This is a genomic window from Streptomyces bohaiensis, from assembly GCF_012033785.1.
Classification (GTDB): domain Bacteria; phylum Actinomycetota; class Actinomycetes; order Streptomycetales; family Streptomycetaceae; genus Streptomyces; species Streptomyces bohaiensis.
This window is the reverse complement of record NZ_JAAVJC010000077.1, coordinates 1-19,895: the sequence shown is the minus strand read 5'-3', so window position 1 is coordinate 19,895 and position 19,895 is coordinate 1. Positions and strand designations below refer to the sequence as shown.

22 protein-coding genes are annotated in these 19,895 nt (G+C 73.7%); 14 read left to right on the top strand and 8 right to left on the bottom strand.

All coding sequences use genetic code 11. From position 1 onward, the window contains the following. Window positions 1–116: 116 nt before the first annotated feature. From HCN52_RS11505 to HCN52_RS11495, 3 genes are all read left to right on the top strand, one after another. Window positions 117–1,139, top strand: coding sequence for a FecCD family ABC transporter permease (locus HCN52_RS11505; protein WP_168088329.1), 1,023 nt, complete (start codon window positions 117–119; stop codon window positions 1,137–1,139). Window positions 1,140–1,260: 121 nt separating this feature from the next. Next, window positions 1,261–2,196: an ABC transporter ATP-binding protein gene (locus HCN52_RS11500; RefSeq protein WP_168088325.1), complete on the top strand. Its 936-nt coding sequence runs from the start codon at window positions 1,261–1,263 to the stop codon at window positions 2,194–2,196. 71 nt (window positions 2,197–2,267) lie between these two features. Beyond that, window positions 2,268–3,359: an iron-siderophore ABC transporter substrate-binding protein gene (locus HCN52_RS11495; RefSeq protein WP_209314424.1), complete on the top strand. Its 1,092-nt coding sequence runs from the start codon at window positions 2,268–2,270 to the stop codon at window positions 3,357–3,359. 626 nt (window positions 3,360–3,985) lie between these two features. Here the strand turns inward: HCN52_RS11495 and HCN52_RS11490 are convergent. Beyond that, window positions 3,986–5,350: a hypothetical protein gene (locus HCN52_RS11490; protein ID WP_168088324.1), complete on the bottom strand. Its 1,365-nt coding sequence runs from the start codon at window positions 5,348–5,350 to the stop codon at window positions 3,986–3,988. Window positions 5,351–6,233: 883 nt separating this feature from the next. Here HCN52_RS11490 and HCN52_RS11485 point away from each other — a divergent pair. Beyond that, window positions 6,234–6,623, top strand: coding sequence for a hypothetical protein (locus HCN52_RS11485; protein ID WP_168088323.1), 390 nt, complete (start codon window positions 6,234–6,236; stop codon window positions 6,621–6,623). A gap of 332 nt (window positions 6,624–6,955) precedes the next feature. Here the strand turns inward: HCN52_RS11485 and HCN52_RS11480 are convergent, their stop codons facing one another. After that, entirely contained in the window at window positions 6,956–7,372 is a 417-nt protein-coding gene (locus tag HCN52_RS11480) for a nuclear transport factor 2 family protein (RefSeq protein ID WP_168088322.1), read from the bottom strand. A gap of 116 nt (window positions 7,373–7,488) precedes the next feature. Beyond that, the gene (locus HCN52_RS11475) at window positions 7,489–7,920 is read right to left on the bottom strand and encodes an Rrf2 family transcriptional regulator (RefSeq protein WP_168088321.1); all 432 of its coding nucleotides are present in this window, start codon (window positions 7,918–7,920) and stop codon (window positions 7,489–7,491) included. A gap of 183 nt (window positions 7,921–8,103) precedes the next feature. On the opposite strand from HCN52_RS11475, the gene HCN52_RS11470 reads away from it, so the two are divergent. Then, complete coding sequence (locus HCN52_RS11470) at window positions 8,104–8,811, top strand: class I SAM-dependent methyltransferase (protein ID WP_168088320.1); 708 nt, start codon at window positions 8,104–8,106, stop codon at window positions 8,809–8,811. Between the two features lie 219 nt (window positions 8,812–9,030). On the opposite strand, the gene HCN52_RS11465 is transcribed toward HCN52_RS11470, so the two are convergent. Beyond that, a complete protein-coding gene (locus tag HCN52_RS11465; protein ID WP_168088319.1) occupies window positions 9,031–10,131 on the bottom strand; it encodes an alkene reductase in 1,101 nt (366 codons plus the stop codon). 161 nt (window positions 10,132–10,292) lie between these two features. Here HCN52_RS11465 and HCN52_RS11460 point away from each other — a divergent pair, with 161 nt between their 5' ends. Next, window positions 10,293–10,712: a MerR family transcriptional regulator gene (locus tag HCN52_RS11460; RefSeq protein ID WP_168088318.1), complete on the top strand. Its 420-nt coding sequence runs from the start codon at window positions 10,293–10,295 to the stop codon at window positions 10,710–10,712. Window positions 10,713–10,790: 78 nt separating this feature from the next. Here the strand turns inward: HCN52_RS11460 and HCN52_RS11455 are convergent, their stop codons facing one another. After that, window positions 10,791–11,258, bottom strand: coding sequence for a MarR family winged helix-turn-helix transcriptional regulator (locus tag HCN52_RS11455; RefSeq protein ID WP_168088317.1), 468 nt, complete (start codon window positions 11,256–11,258; stop codon window positions 10,791–10,793). 297 nt (window positions 11,259–11,555) lie between these two features. Here HCN52_RS11455 and HCN52_RS11450 point away from each other — a divergent pair, with 297 nt between their 5' ends. The 4 genes from HCN52_RS11450 (at window position 11,556) to HCN52_RS11435 (ending at window position 13,489) form a co-directional block, all read left to right on the top strand. Then, window positions 11,556–12,209 (top strand): hydrolase, encoded by a 654-nt coding sequence (locus HCN52_RS11450; protein ID WP_168088316.1) that lies wholly within the window; start codon window positions 11,556–11,558, stop codon window positions 12,207–12,209. 302 nt (window positions 12,210–12,511) lie between these two features. Continuing rightward, window positions 12,512–12,820 carry a GNAT family N-acetyltransferase gene (locus HCN52_RS11445; RefSeq protein WP_168088315.1) on the top strand — a complete coding sequence of 103 codons (309 nt, stop codon included), beginning with the start codon at window positions 12,512–12,514 and terminating at the stop codon, window positions 12,818–12,820. Beyond that, complete coding sequence (locus tag HCN52_RS11440; protein WP_168088314.1) at window positions 12,807–13,100, top strand: (4Fe-4S)-binding protein; 294 nt, start codon at window positions 12,807–12,809, stop codon at window positions 13,098–13,100. Before HCN52_RS11445 ends, HCN52_RS11440 begins: the two co-directional genes overlap by 14 nt. Continuing rightward, the gene (locus tag HCN52_RS11435; RefSeq protein ID WP_312876647.1) at window positions 13,097–13,489 is read left to right on the top strand and encodes a nuclear transport factor 2 family protein; all 393 of its coding nucleotides are present in this window, start codon (window positions 13,097–13,099) and stop codon (window positions 13,487–13,489) included. Before HCN52_RS11440 ends, HCN52_RS11435 begins: the two co-directional genes overlap by 4 nt. Window positions 13,490–13,548: 59 nt before the next feature. On the opposite strand, the gene HCN52_RS11430 is transcribed toward HCN52_RS11435, so the two are convergent. The 3 genes from HCN52_RS11430 to HCN52_RS11420 all read right to left on the bottom strand — a co-directional run bounded on the left by HCN52_RS11430 (window position 13,549) and on the right by HCN52_RS11420 (window position 15,873). Next, window positions 13,549–14,433: a hypothetical protein gene (locus tag HCN52_RS11430; RefSeq protein ID WP_168088313.1), complete on the bottom strand. Its 885-nt coding sequence runs from the start codon at window positions 14,431–14,433 to the stop codon at window positions 13,549–13,551. A gap of 146 nt (window positions 14,434–14,579) precedes the next feature. Beyond that, complete coding sequence (locus tag HCN52_RS11425) at window positions 14,580–15,272, bottom strand: hypothetical protein (RefSeq protein WP_168088312.1); 693 nt, start codon at window positions 15,270–15,272, stop codon at window positions 14,580–14,582. A 115-nt stretch (window positions 15,273–15,387) separates the two neighbouring features. Next, a complete protein-coding gene (locus HCN52_RS11420) occupies window positions 15,388–15,873 on the bottom strand; it encodes a gamma-glutamylcyclotransferase family protein (protein ID WP_209314421.1) in 486 nt (161 codons plus the stop codon). Between the two features lie 516 nt (window positions 15,874–16,389). Between HCN52_RS11420 and HCN52_RS11415 the strand changes: the two genes are divergently transcribed. The 4 genes from HCN52_RS11415 (at window position 16,390) to HCN52_RS11400 (ending at window position 19,814) form a co-directional block, all read left to right on the top strand. Further along, a complete protein-coding gene (locus tag HCN52_RS11415; protein WP_168088311.1) occupies window positions 16,390–16,653 on the top strand; it encodes a hypothetical protein in 264 nt (87 codons plus the stop codon). A 301-nt stretch (window positions 16,654–16,954) separates the two neighbouring features. After that, the gene (locus HCN52_RS11410) at window positions 16,955–17,713 is read left to right on the top strand and encodes an IclR family transcriptional regulator (RefSeq protein WP_168088310.1); all 759 of its coding nucleotides are present in this window, start codon (window positions 16,955–16,957) and stop codon (window positions 17,711–17,713) included. Further along, window positions 17,713–18,918: a CaiB/BaiF CoA transferase family protein gene (locus tag HCN52_RS11405; RefSeq protein ID WP_168088309.1), complete on the top strand. Its 1,206-nt coding sequence runs from the start codon at window positions 17,713–17,715 to the stop codon at window positions 18,916–18,918. Before HCN52_RS11410 ends, HCN52_RS11405 begins: the two co-directional genes overlap by 1 nt. Next, window positions 18,915–19,814, top strand: coding sequence for a citryl-CoA lyase (locus tag HCN52_RS11400; protein ID WP_168088308.1), 900 nt, complete (start codon window positions 18,915–18,917; stop codon window positions 19,812–19,814). The genes HCN52_RS11405 and HCN52_RS11400 overlap by 4 nt, the downstream gene beginning before the upstream one ends. Window positions 19,815–19,895: the final 81 nt, after the last annotated feature.

Here is a 19,895-nt window from a genome sequence, read left to right as displayed (position 1 = left end):
CCGTCACCCTCGCCGCCTGGACCGGCCCGGACTCCGGCGCCGACCGCCGAGCCGACCGCGACGCCGGACCCTTTCGCGCCGCGCACCGCCTCCACCCGGCCGACGAGGCCGCCGCCATCGCGACGATCCGCAGCGCACGGCTGCGCGTGCGGGCCCGCACCACCGCCGTCGTCCTCGTGCTGGCGGCCGCCGTCACCGCCGCGTTCGCCCTCGCCGTCGGCTACGGCGACATGGTGGTGCCGCTGCCCGACCTCATCGCCATCCTCACCGGCGGCGGCAGCGGCGGCCCCCGCTTCGTCGTCATGGAACTCCGGCTGCCCCGCGCCCTGCTGGCGCTGACCGTCGGCATCGCGTTCGGGCTGGCCGGGGCCGTCTTCCAGACGCTGCTGCGCAATCCGCTGGCCAGCCCCGACGTCATCGGCATCAGCGCCGGCGCCAGCGCCACCGCCGTCACCGCGACCCTCACCTTCGGCGTCAGCGGCTTCGCGCTCTCGCTCTCCGCCCTCGGCGGCGCCTTCGTCACCGCCGCGCTCATCTACGGGCTCGCGTGGCGGCAGGGCGTCAGCGGCTACCGACTCGTCCTCGTCGGCATCGGGATCGCCGCCGGACTCGCCTCCGTCATCAGCTACCAGCTGACCAGCTCCCGCGTCACCGAGGCGCAGAGCGCGCTCGTCTGGCTCACCGGCAGCCTCAACGGCCGCTCCTGGAACCAGTTCGTGCCGCTGGCCGTCTCCCTCGCCGTGCTGCTGCCGCTGACCGCGCTGGTGGCGAGCCGGCTGCGGGCACTGCAACTCGGCGACGACGCCGCCGGCGGGCTCGGGGTCCGCGTGGAGGCGGCGCGGCTCGCGCTCATCGCCTGCGGGGTCGCCCTCGCCGGCGTCGCCACCGCGGCGGCCGGGCCGGTCGCGTTCGTGGCGTTCGTCTCCGCACCCATCGCCCGCCGACTGCTCCCCGGCCGCGGCGCGGCGCTGGTGCCCGCCGCCCTCGTCGGCGCGCTGATCGTGCTGCTCGCGGACTTCGCCGCCCAGCACCTCATCTCCTCCGTCCAGCTGCCCGTCGGCGTCGCCACCAGCATCATCGGCGCGCCGTACCTGCTGTGGCTGCTGGCCCGCAACAACAAGGAGGGCAGCGGCGGATGACCGCACCCACCACGCCCCGGCCCCCCGCCCGCACGTGCGCGCCCCGGCACACCGCCGCCGGCTCGACCGCGCCCCGGACCGCCCCGTCCCGCGTACGGCGGGGAGAGGACAGCAGCCAGCCATGATCCAGGAACGCACCCTCCAGGCACGCGAGGTCAGCCTGGGCTACGAGGGCCGCACCGTCGTCGACCGGCTCAGCCTCGACATCCCGCCCGGCCGCATCACGATGATCGTCGGCCCCAACGCCTGCGGTAAGTCGACGCTGCTACGGTCGATGGCACGGCTCCTCGCCCCCACCGACGGCGCCGTCCTCCTCGACGGCCGCGACCTCGGCGAGACGCCCACCAAGGACGTCGCCCGGGTCGTCGGCATCCTCCCGCAGAACCCCGTCGCCCCCGACGGCGTCACCGTCCAGGACCTCGTCGGCCGCGGCCGGTACCCGCACCAGGGCTGGTTCCGCCGCTGGACCCCCGAGGACGACGAGGCGGTCGCCCGCGCCCTGTCCGACACCGGCATCCTCGACCTCGCCGGCCGGCCGGTCCACGCGCTCTCCGGCGGCCAGCGCCAGCGCGTCTGGATCGCGATGGCGCTCTGCCAGCGCACCGACATCCTGCTGCTGGACGAGCCGACGACCTTCCTCGACGTCACCCACCAGCTGGACGTCCTGGACCTGGTCACCGACCTCAACCACGAGTACGGCACCACCGTCGTCGCCGTCCTCCACGACCTCAACCTCGCCTGCCGCTACGCCGACCACCTGGTCGCGCTGCGGGCCGGCTCGGTCGTCGCCGAGGGCCCGCCCTCGCAGATCATGAACGCCGACCTGGTGCGGGAGGTCTTCGGCCTGGAGTGCACCGTCGCGATCGACCCGGTCTCCGCGACGCCGCTGATCGTCCCCGCCGGCCGCCACCACGGCGCCCGCCCCGGCGCCACCGGCGTCACCGACGCACCGACCACCGAAGCCGCCGCGCCGACCCTCGGCAGCGCCCCGCTGCCGCCGGACGCCTGCCGGCGGTGCGGCGCCCCGCCCGCCGACCACGCCGACCGCCCCGACTGATCCACCGGGCGCCGACACCCGGCGCCCGCCGCCCGCACCATCGTGCCGTCCCACCCGAACGAGAGATTCCGATGCACCACGCAGCCATAGCCGTCCCCGGTACCCGCGCCACCACTCGGCGGACCCGCCGCCCGCTCCGCCGCCTCACCCGGCTGACCGCGACCCTCGCCGCGCCGATGCTCTTCCTGTCGCTCACCGCCTGCGGCTCCGACACCGGCAGCAGCGACAACGCGGACGGCAACGACGGTGGCTCCGGTGCGTCGGAGAACACCGACGGCGCGTTCCCCGCCACCGTGCAGACCAAGTTCGGCGAGATCACCATCGAGGAGAAGCCGCAGCGCATCCTCGCCCTCGGCTGGGGCGACGCCGAGACCGTGCTCGCCCTAGGGGAGCAGCCCATCGGCGCCAGTGACTGGCTCGCCTTCGGCGGCGACGGCGTCGGCCCCTGGGCCGAGGGGCTGTACGACGAGAGCCCGGAGATCATCGGGACGCTGGAGCCGGAGTTCGAGAAGATCGCCGAGCTGGACCCCGACCTGATCATCGACGTCAAGTCCAGCGGCGCGCAGGAGCGTTACGACACGCTGTCGAAGATCGCCACCACCGTCGGCGTCCCCGAGGGCGGCGACAACTACCTGACCTCGCACCGCACCCAGACCGAGATGATCTCGGCCGCGCTCGGTATCCCGGAAAAGGGCGAGGAGCTGCTGGCCGAGGTCGAGGCCGGGTTCCAGGCGGTCGTCGAGGACCACCCGGAGTTCGAGGGCAAGTCGGTCACCGTCGGCTCCCGCACCTCCAACGGCTACGGCGCCTACGTGCGCGGCACCGGCCGCGTCGACTTCGTCGAGCGCCTCGGTCTGGTCAACAACGAGCAGGTGCAGGAGCAGGCAACGGACGACTTCTCCATCGAGGTCTCCCGCGAGAACCTCACCATGCTCGACGCCGACCTGCTGATCATCGCGCCCATCGGCATCGAGGCCGACGAGATCGCCGAGGACCCGCTGTTCCAGGCGATCCCCGCCGTCGAGGACGGCCGGTCGCTGATCCTCGACAGCACCGACGGCATCAGCACCGCCTTCGCCACCGAGTCCATCCTCTCGGTGCCGTTCGCGCTGGAGAAGGTCGCCCCGCTCTTCGCCGAGGCCCTCAACGGCGGCGGCGAGTAAGGCGAGACCGCCGACCGCCGATCGGCGCGTCCTCCCCACCGGACCGGCGGTGTCCGGGCACGCCACGTGCCGGGACACCGCCGTTGGTGTCTCCCGTCCGCGGCGCGGTCCGCGGGCGGGCGGGGCGGGCGGCGTGAGGGGGTGGGCTCGGCCGGGAGCGCGACGCGCGCGAAGGGTGCGCGTTCGCCGCGCGAGCCGCCGCTGCGCCCCGGACGCTTCCCGTTCGCGCCTTCATCGACCAGGACGGGCCGACCAGGCTGTCGGCTGCGAGCCCGCACGCGGGTGCGGGCCGGTCACTGCGGAGGTGGGCTGTGAAGACCCGATGCGGCGGACGGACGAAGACGGGGACACGGTGCCGGCGGTACGTGGTGCCGGGAACCGCGCGCTGCCAGGACCACCAAGGGGACTGGTCGTCGTACGAGGTGGCCCGTCGGCGGCGGAAGAAGGGCTGACAGCTCGGCGAGGAGCCGGGACGGCCGGGACCGGAACCCGCTGCACGGCCGGGAGTCGGGCGCGGCCGGGCAGCGCGAGGGTGGGGGAGGGGGAGGGAGGGCCGCCGGGTACGGGGCGGCCTCCCGCGGCCGGGGTGTGACCGTGTCGCGTCGCCGGAGTCCCCGGGCCGCCGCCTACGGCAGGTTGTGCAGGCGGTTGTCGATGGTGATGACGACGGGGGCGGTGCCGTCGGTCAGGGTGTGGCGCAGCACCTCGGCCGTCGTCCCGTAGAGCTGCGCCGCCATCGCCCAGTCGGACCGTTTGACCAGATCCTCCTCGCACCCCGTCTCCAGCGGGGTGACGGCGACCCGGTGGAGGGTGAGCAGCAGCGCCACCAGGGACCGTCCGGAGAGCTGCGCGGCCACCAGGCCGGTGTCCGTCTCGGTGGTCGGCGGGGTGCGGAAGTGCGGGTGCCCGCCGGTCTTGGAGGTCACGAACTCCCAGGTGTCGGCGTGGCAGACGAGTGTCGCCGACGCCACCTTGCCCGCCCGCAGGATGGCCCGCTGGAGACCGCCCGGGGTGTAGGCACGCGGCTCGTCCCCGTCCAACTCCCAGCAGGGGCGTTCGCTCCGTTCGCCCTGCTGCCCGTCCGGCCGGGCCTCCGACCCGTCGCCATCCGCGACGCGCTCGGCCCGGGGCCCCGCGGCGGCCGGCCGGTCGTCGGCGGGACCGTCGGCGGGGCAGCCCTCCTCGGGGTGGTCGGTCCCGGTCGGCTGTCCGCTCGCGTCCGTCTCCGCCGCGCTGCCGGGCGCGGCCGCGGCGCCGGTGTCGGGGGCGGACGTGTCGGCGGTCTCCCGCACGGGGACGGGCGCGGCGTCCGTGGCGGCGCACGACGGCGCCGCGTCGGCGGGTTCGCCGGGGTGCGGCGCGGACCGCGTCGGTGCTGCGAGGGCGAGCGCCGGTGCCCCGGTCTCCTGCGCGGCCGGCGTACCGGCGGAGCCGTTCGGGGGTGCCGGGCAGGACTCCTCGGCCGGCGGCTCCGCCTGGGCCGGGACCACGGCGAGGTGGGTGAGACGCGGGTCGCCCGCGCCGCCGGCGGACGGGCCGTCGTGGAAGAGTCCGCCGTCCGCGGCCCCGGCCCCGGGCCGTTCGCCGGCCGGGCCGCCGACGGTTTCCCTGACCGTCCGCTCCGCTGCCACCTGGTCCGCGGCCGCCCGGTCCACCGCGGCGGGCAGCAGGGTCCGCAGCTCGGCGACGTGGCTCTGCAAGGTCTCGAAGCCGCAGCGCAACCGACCGATGTCGTCCCGCAGTTCGGCGACGGCCGCGGCGGCGTCGCCTGCGCTGCGTCCCGCGTTGCCGGCGCTGGTGCGGATCTCCCGCTGGGAGGTCTTCAGCTCGGCCAGCGGCCCGCTGCGCAGCTCGGCCAGCGCGCCGCGCAGCGTGGTCCGCAGTTCCCGGTCGAGTTCGCCCACCCGCTGGTCGAGGCCGTCGATCGCGCGCTTCATCTCGTTCTTCGTGTCGATCAGGATCGGCACGATGTCGTTGTCCCTGCGGGACACGGGCACCTCCGTCGGTCGTGGTCGGACAACTGCGATGAGTAGTTTGTCGTGGTGAGGGCGCTACGGGGAGCCAGCACCGAAGTTGGCGGGATACCCGCGCCAGTTGTCCGACGCGCACCAGGCGCACCAGTGGGCCCGTGCGCCCCGTCGCGCGGCGGTCGCCGCCGCCCCGGCGCGGGCGCTCCCGCTTCGCCACCGGACTCCCGGCCGACGGCCCAGGGGTCGCTGCGGTTCCCGCGGAGTGCGGGACGGATGTGCGAGAGCTGTGCGGACGGTCGACCCCGGCGGTCAACCGCAGCGCAGAGCGCCTCCCCGTCCCGATGGTGCGAGCGGTGGTGAGCTGGGGCGCGCACCGGGGGAGTGGGCCAGGCGGCCTCGGGAACGTCCACCCGGCGCACAAACGTCCGAGAGCCGTCCTGGTCGCGGTGGGAGACCGCTGCTGCGGGGGGCCTCACCCGCTGTGACCTGCGGTGCAATCGCGTCAGGTTGCGCCGGGTGGGCACGGTGAGCGCTACGGATCGTCGGCGAACCGGGTCTTGTCGCACGCGTCGGACGCGATCTGCGCATCATGGTCGGGACGGTGTTCGGCCGGATCGTCGCGCCGCTCGGTCTCACCCGCCGAACGGTGCTCGGACCTCTGTGACCTCGGTGAACCCGCCGCGGCGACCCCGGGCGTCCGGTACCGCGGCCGGCAGCCGGGTGACGCCGGCCGCGGCGCGGCAGGACGCCCGGGCACCCGGATGCCGCGCCTGCCCCGACCCGCCCCGGGCGTTTGCAGCGACGCCGGGAGGCCCGCCCGGCGGACCGCGGCGCGTCTGTCCTCCTCCACCAGTCCCCCCCGCCAGCCCCCCCCACCAGCTTCGTTCCGAGAGGTAGTCCCCCCATGCCCATGGCGTTCCACGTGCGACCGGTCGCGACCAAGGACGGCAGGACCGTGTACCGGGTCAGCATCGACCAGCACGGCATCGCCGGCGCGCCCCGGCTCGTCACCGAGCCGCCCGCCCGGCCGGCGCTGCCCGACGGCTACGGCTTCGGCGCCGAGCGCGGCGGGCTGCGCGCCGTGCACGGGTCGGTGGAACTGGGCGCGGACGCGGCGGACACGACGGGACACGCGCGCCGCCGACCGGAGGGCCGCCCGGTCGGCGCCCACCGGCCCGGGACGACCGCGCCGCGGCGGGTCGGCACGCCGGTGCGCCTCGGCCCCGAGTCGCACCGCGCCGCGAGCGGAACGCGCGCGACACCGCGACTGCGGCTGGTGCCCGACCCGGCGTGAGCCGTTGCCCGACGGCCACCGTCCGGCACCCCCGACCCCTGTCGCCCGAGGGTTGTGACGGCCCCGGGCGACAGGCGCCCATCGGGGCGCCGCAGGTGGACAACCCGCCGCAGAGTGCCGTTTCGCCGCGGCGCGCGGGGAGTCGATCACCCCCCCCCGACCCCGGCTGCGGCCCTGGCGCGGTGGAGACCCGCAGCCTGGCCGCAGAACGCCTCCTCGGCGCGCCGGCGACTCCGCGCCGCCGGCCGCGGTGACGACGCAGGGCTGGTGTCCCCGGCCTGCGGCGCGGAGGTGGCCGACGACTGACCGTCGCTTCTCGCGCCCCCGGCAGGTCAGTCGGCCCGCAGCGCCTCGGCCGCTGTCAGCGTGTCCTCGTAGAGGTGCATGCGGACGATCCGTCCGTCGTCGACAGCGAGGTGCATGGCCACCGGCGTCGTGAACTCCCTTCCGTTGGCCAGCACGGTGTGGGTGAAGACGGCCAGCAGGACCACGTCACCGCCGTCGACGATGAACCGCTCCGGGGTGATGGTGCTCCTCCCGGGCGCGAAGTGCGGCCACATCGTGGTGAAGTACGGCGCGACCTCCTCCCGGCGGGTCCGGCGTCCGGTCCATGGCAGCGCCGCGCTGCCGGGTACGTACCAGTCGATTTCCGCAGCGAACAGTGCCTGGACGGCGTCGGCGTCCTGCCGGTCGAGGTGTCGCAGGAACTCCTCGACCACGGCCCGCGCGCTCTGCGTGTCTGTTGTCATCGTCCCTGTCCTCCGTGAGGGCCGGTCGCGGCGACGACCGGCAACTGTTGTAACAGTGTTCGTTACCTTTATGGTCCGACGCCGAGCACCCCGTGGGGTGTCGTGTCGGGGTGCGGTCAGTCGGCTGCGAGGACGTCGCGCAGGACGTCCTCCAGGGTCGTCCGCGCCAACTCCCGCTGCATGGCCGCCTCCACGTCGTCGTAGACGGCCTTGATCGCCGGTCCGATACCGCGGCCCACGACGCAGTCGGGGTCCGGAGTGGCCCGGTGCAGGGCGAAGACGGGTCCCGGTTCGACCACTCGGTGGACGTCGAGCAGGGTGATCGCCGCCAAGTCGCGCGAGAGGGTCCAACCCGCCCCGGCCCCGCGTCGCGAGTCGACCAGGCCCGCTCCGCGCAGCTCGCCCAGCAGGCGCCGGATGACGACGGGGTTGGTGTTGACGCTGGTCGCGATCTGTTCGGAGGTGGCGACCTCGTGGCCGCGTCGTTGGTACAGCCCGATCCAGGTGAGCGAGTGGGCCGCGATGGTCAGTCTGCTGTTGGCGCTCATGCCCTCACCTCCTCGCCCCTGCTGCTTGTTGTAACAATAATTGTTATTTCTGTGGGCGGCAAGCGCGTCCCTGGAGAGCCTTCCGCCGGGAGCCGAGTCGGGGGGCGGCGGGGTCCAGGGTCGGCGTTCGGGACTGCCGGGGAACCCTGTCGCCCCGACGGCCGCGCCTGCCACGATGTGCCGATGACTGCCGAGACCGCCTACCACGGCCCGATGGGCGAGCTGTTCGCCGCCCAGGCCACCGACAGCGCCTACAACGCCCACACCGATCGCCCCGCGATGCTCGAACTGGCGGGTGACGTGCAGGGGTTCCGCGTCCTCGACCTCGGCTGCGGCGCGGGCCACTACGCGGCCGACCTGCTGGCACGGGGCGCCGCCTTCGTCACCGGGGTCGACGGCAGTGCGTCCCTGCTCGACGCCGCCCGGCGGCGTCTGGCCGGAGTGCCCGCCGACCGGTTCGCCCTCCACCTGCACGACCTCGAACGGCCGTTGGGCTTCCTTCCCGACGCCTCGGCCGACCTCGCCGTGGCGGCGCTGGTCCACCACCATCTCGAACGCCGCGCCGAGTTCCTGGCGGAGGTCCACCGGGTGCTGCGCCCGGGCGGTGGCTTCCTGCTGTCGACCACCCACCCCACCGGCGACTGGGTGGGGTTCGGCGGTTCCTACTTCGACGAGGAGCGGGTGCGGTTGCCGATCGACGACACCCACGCGCTCGACTACCGGCGGCTCACCCTGGAGACCGTTGTCGGGGAGCTGCTCGCCGCGGGGTTCGTGCTGGAGCAGCTGCGGGAACCGCGCGGTACCGACGCGGCGCGGCGCGCGGACGAGCGCCGGTGGCGGAAGACGCATCAGCAGCCGATGTTCCTCGCCCTCCGGCTCCGTCGCCCCTGAGACGAGTTCGGCAGGAACCCGGATCGGCGTGACGGGCCCAAGGCCGGCATCGCTCGCACCGCCCGCGCCCGCGCCCGCGCCCGCGCCCGCGCCCGCACGCCCGCCACGTCGGCCACGTCGGCAGGGCCCGTCGTCCGCCGGTCGCGAAAGGGTGCGCGGACGGGCGCGGACGGCAGCCCCGGCCGGGTTGCACCCCGGCCGGCGGCCGGGCGGTCCGTGTCAGGCGGCGATCGGAACGGCCGCAGCCTCCGCGGGGTGCTGGTAGGCGTTGTAGGTGAGGTAGCCGTCGTCGCCGCCCTGGTAGAGCGTCGCCATGTCCACCGGCTCGATCGGCAGCTCGGCGCGCAGCCGCTCCACCAGGTCCGGATTGGAGATGAACGCCCGCCCGAAGCTGATCAGTTCGGCGCCCAACCCCAGCCAGCGGTCGGCGTCCTCCCGGCCGGTCTGCTGGGGACCCATCGGCAGCACGGGGTTCATGATGAGCGTGCCCGGCCACGCGCGGCGGAGCTCGCGGAGAAGCGTGTCCTCGGCGGTGGCCTCGAGGTGGATGTACGCCGGCTCCAGTGTGGCGAGTTCGGCGAGGAGCGCCGTGTACAGCTCCAGGGTCTCCCCGTCGGTGGCGCCCCAGAAGGTGGCGCCGGGGGAGAGTCGGATGCCGGTGCGCGCGGCCCCGATGGCGTCCACGGTGCCCGCGACGGCCTCCACCGCGAACCGGATGCGGTTGGTGATCGAACCGCCGTAGCGGTCGGTGCGCAGGTTGACGTTGTCGGAGAGGAACTGCGATATCAGGTAGCCGTTGGCGCCGTGCAGTTCGACGCCGTCGAACCCGGCGTCCACCGCCCGACGCCCGGCCTCGGCGTACGAGGCGGCTTGTTCGGCTGCCTCCGTGGTGGTCAGCACGCGGGGCACCGGCATCGGCTGCGGTCCGGTCGGGGTGAAGACGTCGCCGTCGCCCGCCACCGCTGAGGGGCCCACCGGGTGCAGCCCCGTGGTGTCGGGGTGGGAGACGCGACCGCCGTGCATCAGCTGGGCGAAGATCCGGCCGCCGTTGATGTGCACGGCCTCGGTCACCTGCCGCCACGAGGCGACCTGCTCGTCGGTGTGCAGCCCCGGCGTGCCCGGGTTCGACTGGCCGACCGCGTTGGGCTGCACCCCCTCGCTGACGATCAGACCCGCCGTCGCGCGCTGGGCGTAGTACGTGGCCATCGAGGGGGTGGCGAGCCCGCCTGCCGCGGCCCGGACCCGGGTCATCGGCGCCATGACGACGCGGTTGGGGAGGGCGAGGCCGGCGAGCTGGAACGGGCTGAGCAGAGAGGTCACGACAGACTCCTCGGGGTGGGCGGTTGCGCCCGGAGGTGGGCACATCGCTACGCTAGAACCTGACATTGACGTCAGATGCAAGCTATGTGGTGCGGCTCACAGCGGGCGGCGCCACCCGGAAGCAGCCACGCCATCGTGAAGGCGGGCCGGAGGAGGATCACGTGCGCATCGGTGAACTGGCCGGTCGGACCGGCGTCAGTGTGCGCTCCCTGCGCTACTACGAGGACCAGGGGCTGCTCGCCAGCGGTCGCAGCGGAGGCGGGCAGCGCACCTACGACGAGGAGCACGTCGAGCGGGTCCGCTTCATCCAGCACCTCTACGCCGCCGGCATCTCCAGTCGCACCATCGCCGAACTGCTGCCCTGCGTCGAGCGGCCGAGCGAGGAGAACAGCGGCACGGCGCAGGCGCGGCTGGCGGAGGAGCGCGACAAGCTCGCGCGGCACATCGCCGACCTGAGTCGCACGCTCGACTCCCTCGACTCGCTGATCGCCTCCACCGCGGACGGCACCTGCAACCACCACCTGCCCGAGGGTGCGCCGGCCGCGGACCCGGCCCGCCCCACCCCCGTCGCGGCAGGGTGACGGGCCGGCCGCGCCGGTGATCCGCGGCGCGCGGGGCGGCGTGGCGTCCGGGCGTCGGCAACTACCCGATGGGGGCAATCAGTCGGGCTGCTGCTCCATGTGGGCGAGCACCCGCGCGGAGAGGCGGCCGAGGGTGTCGAGCTCCTCCGGCGTCAGGGCGTCGATGAACAACCGCCGCACGTGCTCGACGTGGAGCGGCGCGGCCTCCTCGATGGCCCGGTACCCCTCCGGGGTGGCGACGACGAACGCGCCGCGCCCGTCCTCCGGGCACTCCTCCCGGGCCACCAGCCCGCGCTTCGCCATCCGCCCCACCTGGTGGGACATGCGGCTCTTCTCCCACTCGACCCGCTTGGTGAGGTCGAGGAAGCGCACGCGCCCGCCCTCGCTCTCGGTCAGAGCGGCCAGGACGACGTAGTCGGCCGCCGAGAGACCGGAGTCGGACTGGACGCGTCGGGAGAGCCGCCCGACGAGCTTCTCCTGCATGCGGATGAAGTGGTCCCAGGCCACCTTCTGCTCCGGGTCCAGCCAGCGAGGCGTTGCGTTCATGGAGGGAGCGTAGCCAGCCGGTCCGCTCCCCGGTCATCCCCGGGTCGGGCTTCCCGGAGGCCCGCACGGGTTGCGGGCGGACCGTCGACCGGCCCGCTGGAGCCTGGTCGCCGAAACTGTGCAGTGCTCAAGCATTGTTGACACGTCATCCACTCGCGCCTAGCTTGGTGGATGACACGTCAACCACGTGGTTCGGGGGCGCGCCGCCGGCCCCGCGCCGCACGGCTCGCGGGCGGCACCGGGACGCCGGTGCGCTGCTCGCCGCCCCGCGAACACCAGGTTTCGGAAGGGGAACCCATGAGCACCGGGAACACCGCAGGGCTCAGCGCACTGTTGACACCCGAGGAAAGCGTGCTGGTCCTCATCGACCACCAGCCGTTCCAGTTCGCCAACCTGAACAGCCACGAACCGACGATGATCGTCAACAACACCGTCGGGCTCGCCAAGGCAGCCAAGGTCTTCGAGGTCCCGACCATCCTCACCACCGTCCTGGAGGACCGCGGCGGCCTGCTGCTCCAAGCGCTGCAGGACGTGTTCCCGGAGCAGAAGCCCATCGACCGCACCGTCATCAACACCTGGGAGGACCAGCGGGTCGTCGACGCCGTCAAGGCGACCGGGCGAAAGAAGCTGATCATTGCCGGGCTATGGACGGAGATATGCGTCGCGATGCCGGCCATCCAGGCCGCGGGCGAGGGCTTCGACGTGCACGTCGTCACCGACGCCTCCGGCGGCGCCTCGGCGGAGGCCCACGACATGGCGGTCCGTCGGATGACCCAGGCGGGCGTCGTGCCGATCACCTGGCTGGCCGTCGCCGCCGAGTGGCAGCGCGACTGGGCCCGGGAGAAGACCCTGGCGGGCATCACCGACGTGCTCACCCAGCACGGCGGGGCCACCGGCGTCGCCTTCGCCTGGGAGACGCAGCTCCTCGCCGGGCGCGAGCGCGGCGCCTGAGGCAACGGCTCGCCGGACGGGGGCCGGGCACACGGGCGGGCGCCCGGCCCCGGCTCCGCCCCTCCGCTCCGGCCCTGGCTCCGCCCCCGGCGGGGCGGAGCGCCGCACGGCAGGCAGTGGCGTGCGGGTGAGAACACCACCGAGCGCGCGGCGCCGTCCGGGTCAGCCACGGCGTTGCGCGGCCCGGCCGGGACGCGGTCGCTGCTGAGCTGACGGAACACCGGCGCGGTCGCCCCGCGACGCCGACCCCGGAACACCATCACGCGCACGGGACGAGCCCGCGCGCCGCACGAGGAGAACACATGGCAGTGGAAGTACGTGACGTTCCCGAGGCCAAGAGGTACGAGGCACGGGTGGACGGCCGGACCGAGGTCGCGGGCCGCGCCGAGTACATCCGCACGTCGGAACTCATCGCCTTCACTCACACCGAGGTCGAGCCCGGGTACGAAGGCCGAGGCGTCGGCTCCGCGCTGGTCACCCACGCCCTCGACGCGGCGCGCGCCGCCGATCTGCGCGTGCTGGCCACCTGCCCGTTCTTCGCGCAGTGGATCGCCCGGCACCCCGACTACCAGGACCTGCTCTACCAGGCCCGCAGCAATGTCAGCGACTGAGCCCGAGGGCACGGCCCCCGCAACGGCGGCCGACCCCGCGCCAGGTGTGCGGACCTACCGCGGCGCGGAGATCACCGTCAGCTTCGAGGCCGCGCTCTGCCGGCACGCCGCTGAGTGCGTCCGCGGCCTGCCGCAGGTCTTCGACCCCGCCCGGCGCCCCTGGATCGCACCCGACGCCGCCGACGCCGACCGCGTCGCCGACATCGTCCGCCGCTGCCCCTCCGGGGCCCTGCGGCACCGACCCGCGGACGGCGACGGCATCCCGGGAGGACGAGTGTGAACAGCGACACCGGCGCAGTCGACCAGGCTCGGCGCAACACGGACACCGTGCTGACCGCCATGCGCGAGCTGTTCGCCGAGGGAGACCTCACCGCCCTCGAACGGTACTGGGCCGAGCCCTATGTGCAGCACAGTCCGCAGATGGCCGGCGGTCTCGACACGCTCCGCGCTGCGGTCCCGACGCTCGACGGCTTCTCCTGGGAGCCGCAGCGCGTCGCCGCCCAGGGCGACCTCGTCTTCACCCACAGCGTCGTCCACGGCTGGGCAGCGAACCCCGTCGTCATCGTCGACATCTTTCGGCTGAAGGGCGACCGCATCGTCGAACACTGGGACGTCGTGCAGGACCTCGTCGCACCCGAGGACACCGCCGCCGGCATCCCGATGGTCTGACCGCGCGCCGCGATGGTGCCGGTGCGCACCGCGCCACCGCTGCACGTGCTGCGGGGAGGTCAGCGGACGATGGTCTGGACTTCCTCGACGGTGATGTCCACAGAGGTCGCAACGCTGCCGGCGGGGAGGTCGCCGCCGTTGCCTGCATGGTCGGTCCACGTGACGTCCCAGGTCAGCGTGGCCTGCAACTCGTGCGGCCCGGTGTTGTGCGTGGCGCGGTGGTACTGGACGCCGCAGGGCGGGTCCTCGCCCGACCGGCCCGGCGACCACGGCTGTCCGACGCTGCCTCCGGCCAGAGCGCAGCGGCCGGAGGCGGGGAAGGTGCGCGCCTCGCCGCCCGGTCGTAGGTGCAGCTCGGTCGGTGTCGCCGTGGTCTCGGCCCAGACGCCGTAGCCGTCGAGTTCGGCGCGCACGGTGACCGGTTCGAATTGCGCAGAGTCGAGCCACACCCAGGTCGGCAGGTTGACCTTCTGTGTCCCCTCCGGGTTCAGCGACACTTCGGTGTCCGGCACCCGCGTCTGCTCCCAGGCGAGTTCGGCGAGACCGTCGGTCTGAATCGCCAACTCCTCGACCGGCGGCGGGTCGGAGAAGTCAACCCAGAAGGTGCGGGGTTCGCACGCAGTGCGTTCCTCGAGCGGGTAGGCATCGTTGCGCACCACCCCCCAGAACGCTCCATTCCCCTGCTCGTCCAGGTTGTAGTCCGGAAACTCCTCAAGGAAGCGGTCGTGCGAGGCCCAGCCCGACTCGACATCCTCCTGCGGGAATGGCGGTGAGGTCATGCGCGCCATGAAGTCGCTCCAGTAGCGCTCCGCTTCCTCTGGAGTGCGCAACGGAGCGTAGTAGCAGGCGGGAGGCGTCCATGAGGTCGTCCTCAGGGCCCCCTCGGGGCTGGAGGCTCTGGGGGTGAAGGTGATGCGCACGTCGTCGGGCGTACCGGTGCCCACGCCCGCTCCAATGCTCCCGCTCCCGTCCGATTCTCCCCCGGTGCCGGGTCGAGTCCTGTCCCAGCGATCAGAAGCGCTCGCCTGCGCGGCTGCCATCAACACGAGGGCACTACTTGCGATGACCGCGATGCCCACGCTTCGTCGCCTCAACACTTGGCGGATTCCTGCTCGATTTCGGTGTCCGTCGTCTGCCAGACACCAAGATCATTTTTCTGGAGGCGGACCTTCTGGTAGCTCGGGAGCGCGTCAGGGTTGGCCTCGAACTCGACTTCTCCGGTGTCGAACCGGGTGTCCTGGACTTCGCTGAAGTCTCGGCAGTACTCGACGAACGCGACGTCGCCCTCGACATCGAGCACCCGGTGCCCCGTAAAGCGCATGGTGCCTTCCGACGTGCCGCCCTCCTCGATGATGTACTCGAGGGACTCCATGTCCTGCATGTAGGACTCGCCGGCGGTGTAGAAGCCGACCGAGGAGTTCTCCAGGTCGTGGGTGGTCAGGACCTCGAAGACGGACTTGATCTGCCATTGGCTGTCCGTGAGGATCGCGTCGTGCTCCGGGTTCCCGGTATCGGGTTCCTCGAAGACGAGTTGCAGGGACTCCGCCACCTCGATGTCGGGGCGGTCGATGTCGTCGTCGGCAGGCGGCTGGGCGTCGGCGTCCGTGTCCTCGTCGGGTGCGTCGTCCGCGGCCTCGTCGTCCTGCGCCTGCTCCTGGTCGAGCCCGGCGATCTCTTCGTCTGCGTCGTCGCTGCCGCAGGCGGTGAGTGCCAGGGCGGCTGCCGCGACTGCGGCGACGGCGGCGGTGGTGCGAGGGCGTGCGTGGCGAGGTCGGCGGTTCACGTGGGTACCCCCAGAATCGGTTCGAACGCGACGGCTGCCCAACCGTATCGTTCGGTATCGACGCCGCTACGGTGTCTCCGGTTCCGGGCCTTCTCCACGCCTGCGCGCCGCAGGCTCACGCGCGGGCGTCCTGTGCCAGCAGCGGGCCGAGTCTGGCGCAGCGTGCGGCGTACACGCCGAGGTGCTCCTGACGGAACGTCTCCGCGTCCCAGTCGTCGCCGCGCAGTTCCTCGCCGCGCCAGAGGTACGACCAGGTCTCCTCGCCGGACGCCAGGATGATGCGCCCGAGGTCGTACTCGTCGTCCTCGAACGCGTCGATGACGAGCCACTCGCGCGGGCCGAGGTCGGTGAGAACGAAGCCCTCGGCGGTGACGCCGGGGGCCAGGACGAGGCCGGGGTAGGCGCGGCCTTCGAGTGAGGCCGCCCGCCAACCGGGGGCGGCCGCGGCGGTGCGATCCGGCAGTCGTCCCAGGAGTCCGATGAGGACGGACTCGAACTGGAGCGTGCCGTAGACGAAGAGGCTTCGGGGCCCTTCGGCAAGTCGCCCCTGTGCGATCTGCTGCGGGCCGGTCGAGTGGTCGGGAGGGAACGCGTCGGGCACGGTGGGCTCCACGGTGGGTCGGTCCGGGTCCGGGGGTTCTGGAGGGCGGCTACCCCGGCGGCGGCAACCGATTCAGCGGGGGGTGCACCCACCTGCCCCGTGCTCCGGGGGTGTCGTGCGGCGACGTGTCGTTCGCGGTCGCCACGCGGGTGCGGCCGGGGCGGAGCGGACGGGCGGTGCAGCAGGGGCGAGTGCCGAGATGGCGGTGGCACGGGCGGAGGTGGCCGGAACGGGCCGCGTTCATCGAGCTTTCCGTGGTCGAGTCGCTACTCTCGGGCCGCATCGGGTCGCTCCGGTGCACCTGGAGCGGCAGGGGTGGGGACGGGCGGGGGCCCAGTGGGGAGCGTCGATGCGTCAATCGATCGCGAAGCCGATGCATGAGTCTGTGGGCGGGGCGCGGCGAGGGCGGCGCTGTGGCGCCGACCGTGGGGGCGGCGGTGCCGCCGAGAGGGTGACATCCGCTGGGCGATGCTCCGGAGGGGTGCCGACGCGGCTGCTCGACGGGGGGTGGCCCGCGTGGTTCTGCTGACGGTGACCTTGGTGTCGCTGCTGGTGCGGTGTCTTCCGGAGGGGGTGTCGCGGCCCCGTGACTACCTTCGGCACGGCGCCGTCGTCAGCGCGGTCGTAGGGGTGGTGAGTCACGCGCTCGCGGCGGTGATCGGCGGCGCGGGCAGCGGCGCGATCGCGTGGGGCTGCGTCGCCGCGGGCTGTGTGGCGGTCGGCTACGCGGTCGTCTACCCGTCGGTCCGCGCCGGATCGGAGCACCGGGACCCGGGATAGCGCCGGCGCAACCGGTGGCGCGCAGGGGTCGGGTCCGTCCTTCCCGTGGTGATGGGTCGGGCCTGTCCTGCCCGTGGCGGTGGCGGTGGCGGTGGCGGTGGACCGGGCCCGCACGCGTGCCCGGTCACGACACCGCGACGCGGTCGGTCTCCGGACCCGGGTCCCCCCCCCGCCCCCCCCGGCGTACCGCCTGGTGGACCACTTGTGCCGCCAGTCGGTTCGATGGTGTGATGGGGCCGTCGCGCGCCGATCGGCGGCGCGCGGGCATCGCACCCGGGACCGAGGAGGGCGACCCCCGCTCATGGCCGAGCCAGACTCCGGCGGCGTCCGCAGCGTGCAACGCGCGATCGACCTGCTGGCCCTGTTCGACACGGACCACCCCAGCCGCTCGGTCCGGGAACTGACGGACGCCACCGGGCTCCCCAAGACCACCGTGGTCCGGCTCGTCCACACCCTGGAGCAGACGGGGCTGCTGTGGGCACGCGGCGACGGCCGCATCGTGCCCGGTACCGGTCTGCTCCGTTGGGGCGAGCTGGCGAACCGCACCTGGCGCCTCCCCGAGCAGGCGAAGCGACTGCTCGCCGACCTCAGCGCCGCCAGCAGCGGTGAGACGGTGCACCTCTACGTCCGGCAGCAGGCCGCACGGGTCTGCATCGCCCGCCACGAGGGCACCCGTTCGCTGCGGCACGTCGTCCACGTGGGCGAGGAGATGCCGCTGTGGTCGGGGGCCGCCAGCCATGTGCTGCTCTCCGAGGCCGGCCGCGCCGACGTCGACGCCATCGCCGCCCGCGCGCCGCACGACGACTGGGCCGACGTGCTGTGGAACCGCACCCGCCGCGCCGCCGCAGACGGGTACGCCGTCAGCCACGGCGAGCGCGAACCGGGCGTCTCCGGCGTCGCCGCTCCCGTGTTCACCGGCTCCGGCCGCATGAGCGCCGCCGTGGCCCTCGGCGGCCCCACCATCCGCTTCACCGAGGAGGCCGTGGCCGGCTTCCTCCCTCCGCTGCTGGAAACCGCCCGCGCCCTGACCACGCTCGACTGCATCGGAGGAACCGCCTGATGTCATCCGCCCTTCTCGGTGGGGTCCGCGTCCTCGACCTCACCAACGTGCTCGCCGGCCCGTTCGCCGGCTACCAGCTCGCCCTGCAGGGCGCGGACGTCGTCAAGGTGGAGATCCCCGGCGCCGGCGACCTCGCCCGTCAACTCGGTGCCGACCGCGACCTCGCCGACGACCTGCTCGGCGCCTCCTTCCTCGCCCAGAACGCGGGCAAGCGCTCCCTCACCCTCAACCTCAAGGCGCCCGCCGGCCGCGAGGTGCTGCTGCGCGCCGTCCGCGAGTCCGACGTGCTGCTGGAGAACTTCCGGCCCGGCGTCATGGACCGTCTCGGCGTCGGCTGGGAGACGCTGCGCGCGGAGAACCCCGGTCTCGTCTACTGCGCCATATCGGGCTTCGGCCAGAGTGGGCCGATGCGCGACCGCCCCGCCTACGACCAGATCATCCAGGGGCTCAGCGGCATGATGAGTGTCACCGGCACGCCCGACACCGCGCCGCTGCGCGCCGGGTATCCGGTTGCGGACACCCTCGGCGGGATGGCCGCCGCCTACGCGATCACCGCCGCCCTGGTGCGGCGGGGCCGCAGCGGGGAAGGCGCCTTCCTCGACGTCTCCATGCTGGAGTCGGCGCTGACCGCGATGGGCTGGGTGACCTCCAACTACCTGATCACCGGCCGCGAACCGCGGCCGATGGGCAACGAGAACTTCACCGCCGCACCGTCCGGTACCTTCCGCACCGCCGACGGGCACCTCAACATCGCCGCCAACCGGCAGCAGCAGTTCGCCACCCTCTGCCGCCTCATCGGGCGGGAGGAGCTCGCCACCGACGAGCGGTTCGCCCACCCCGCCGACCGCAAGGCGCGCCGCGAGGAGTTGCGCGACGAGATCGAGGCGGGTCTCGCCGCCCGCCCGGCGGTCGAGTGGGAGGAGGTGCTGTCCGACGCCGGGGTCCCCGCGGCCCGCGTGCTCTCCGTTCCCGACGCGCTCGGCCTGGACCACCTGGCGGCACGGGAGTTCGTCCAGGAGATCGCTTTCCCCGACGGACGGGACCGTCGGCTGAGCGTGCTCGGCAGCCCGCTCCGGGTGGACGCCGCGCCGGTACCGGCACCCGCCCCGCCGCCGCTGCTCGGGGAGCACACCGAGACCTTCCTGACCGAACTGGGCTACGGCCCGGACGAGATTGCCGAGCTGCGAGAGAGCGGTGCCGTATGAGTGGTCCCACCACACCGTCCCCCGACGCCCCCGCTGCCGACGGCGGCCCGGACGCGGAGCAGCCGGTGGCCGAACCGACCGTCCCCGAGCGGCGGATCACCGACCACTGGTCCACCGCGGTCTCCCGCATCCGACCGGGCGAGATCCTGCTGCGCGGCTACCCCGTGGAGCAGCTGATCGGGAGGATCAGCTTCGCGGAGCAGATCTGGCTGATGGTGCGGGGCGAGCTGCCCACCCCCGTCCAAGGGCGGTTGCTGGAGGCGGCGTTGGTCGCCGCAGTGGACCACGGGCCGCAGGCGCCGTCGATTGCCGCCGCCCGGATGGCCGCGACCTGCGGCGTCGGACTCAACAGCGCCGTCGCCACCGGCGCCGGACTGCTCGGGGACGTCCACGGCGGCGCCGGGCAGCAGTGCATGGAGGTACTGGCCCGGGTCGTCGCCGGTGAGGACGCACGCGAGATCGTCGCCGAGTACCGGCAACGCCGCGCCTACGTACCGGGGTTCGGCCACCGCTTCCACCCCCGCGACCCGCGCCGCGACCCGCTCCTCGCTCTGGTTCGGGAGGCGGTCGCCGCCGGCGAGGTCCCGGGTGACGCGCTGCGCGCCGGCGAGGAGTTGGAAGACGCACTGGCGGAGGGCCGCACCCGGCCGGTCCCCATGAACATCGACGGCGCGACCGCCATCATCTACGCCGAGTTGGGCTTCCCCGCCGAGTTGGGGCGCGGGCTCTTCGTGCTCTCCCGCAGCGTCGGCATCCTCTCCCACGCGTGGGAGGAGTCCGAGGGAGGCGCGCGCATCAAGGGCCCGCTTCCCCGGCCGCTGCTCGCCGGCTACCACGGCCCGGACCCGCGGGACCTGCCCCCGCGCGGCGGTGGCGAGGCGCCCGCGGCGGAGTAGCGGCCCGCGCTCGCCGGGCCCCTCGCCGGGCCGGTGCCGTCCGGACCGGTCTCGCACCCCCGGTGGCACCCCCGCCGGGCC

Excerpts from the sequence above, each read along its gene's own strand:
- HCN52_RS11500 (WP_168088325.1), top strand. The coding sequence starts at position 1,261 with ATGATCCAGGAACGCACCCTCCAGGCACGCGAGGTCAGCCTGGGCTAC.
- HCN52_RS11495 (WP_209314424.1), top strand. The coding sequence starts at position 2,268 with ATGCACCACGCAGCCATAGCCGTCCCCGGTACCCGCGCCACCACTCGG.
- HCN52_RS11485 (WP_168088323.1), top strand. The coding sequence starts at position 6,234 with ATGCCCATGGCGTTCCACGTGCGACCGGTCGCGACCAAGGACGGCAGG.
- HCN52_RS11480 (WP_168088322.1), bottom strand. The coding sequence starts at position 7,372 with ATGACAACAGACACGCAGAGCGCGCGGGCCGTGGTCGAGGAGTTCCTG.
- HCN52_RS11475 (WP_168088321.1), bottom strand. The coding sequence starts at position 7,920 with ATGAGCGCCAACAGCAGACTGACCATCGCGGCCCACTCGCTCACCTGG.
- HCN52_RS11470 (WP_168088320.1), top strand. The coding sequence starts at position 8,104 with ATGACTGCCGAGACCGCCTACCACGGCCCGATGGGCGAGCTGTTCGCC.
- HCN52_RS11455 (WP_168088317.1), bottom strand. The coding sequence starts at position 11,258 with ATGAACGCAACGCCTCGCTGGCTGGACCCGGAGCAGAAGGTGGCCTGG.
- HCN52_RS11450 (WP_168088316.1), top strand. The coding sequence starts at position 11,556 with ATGAGCACCGGGAACACCGCAGGGCTCAGCGCACTGTTGACACCCGAG.
- HCN52_RS11445 (WP_168088315.1), top strand. The coding sequence starts at position 12,512 with ATGGCAGTGGAAGTACGTGACGTTCCCGAGGCCAAGAGGTACGAGGCA.
- HCN52_RS11440 (WP_168088314.1), top strand. The coding sequence starts at position 12,807 with ATGTCAGCGACTGAGCCCGAGGGCACGGCCCCCGCAACGGCGGCCGAC.
- HCN52_RS11410 (WP_168088310.1), top strand. The coding sequence starts at position 16,955 with ATGGCCGAGCCAGACTCCGGCGGCGTCCGCAGCGTGCAACGCGCGATC.
- HCN52_RS11405 (WP_168088309.1), top strand. The coding sequence starts at position 17,713 with ATGTCATCCGCCCTTCTCGGTGGGGTCCGCGTCCTCGACCTCACCAAC.
- HCN52_RS11400 (WP_168088308.1), top strand. The coding sequence starts at position 18,915 with ATGAGTGGTCCCACCACACCGTCCCCCGACGCCCCCGCTGCCGACGGC.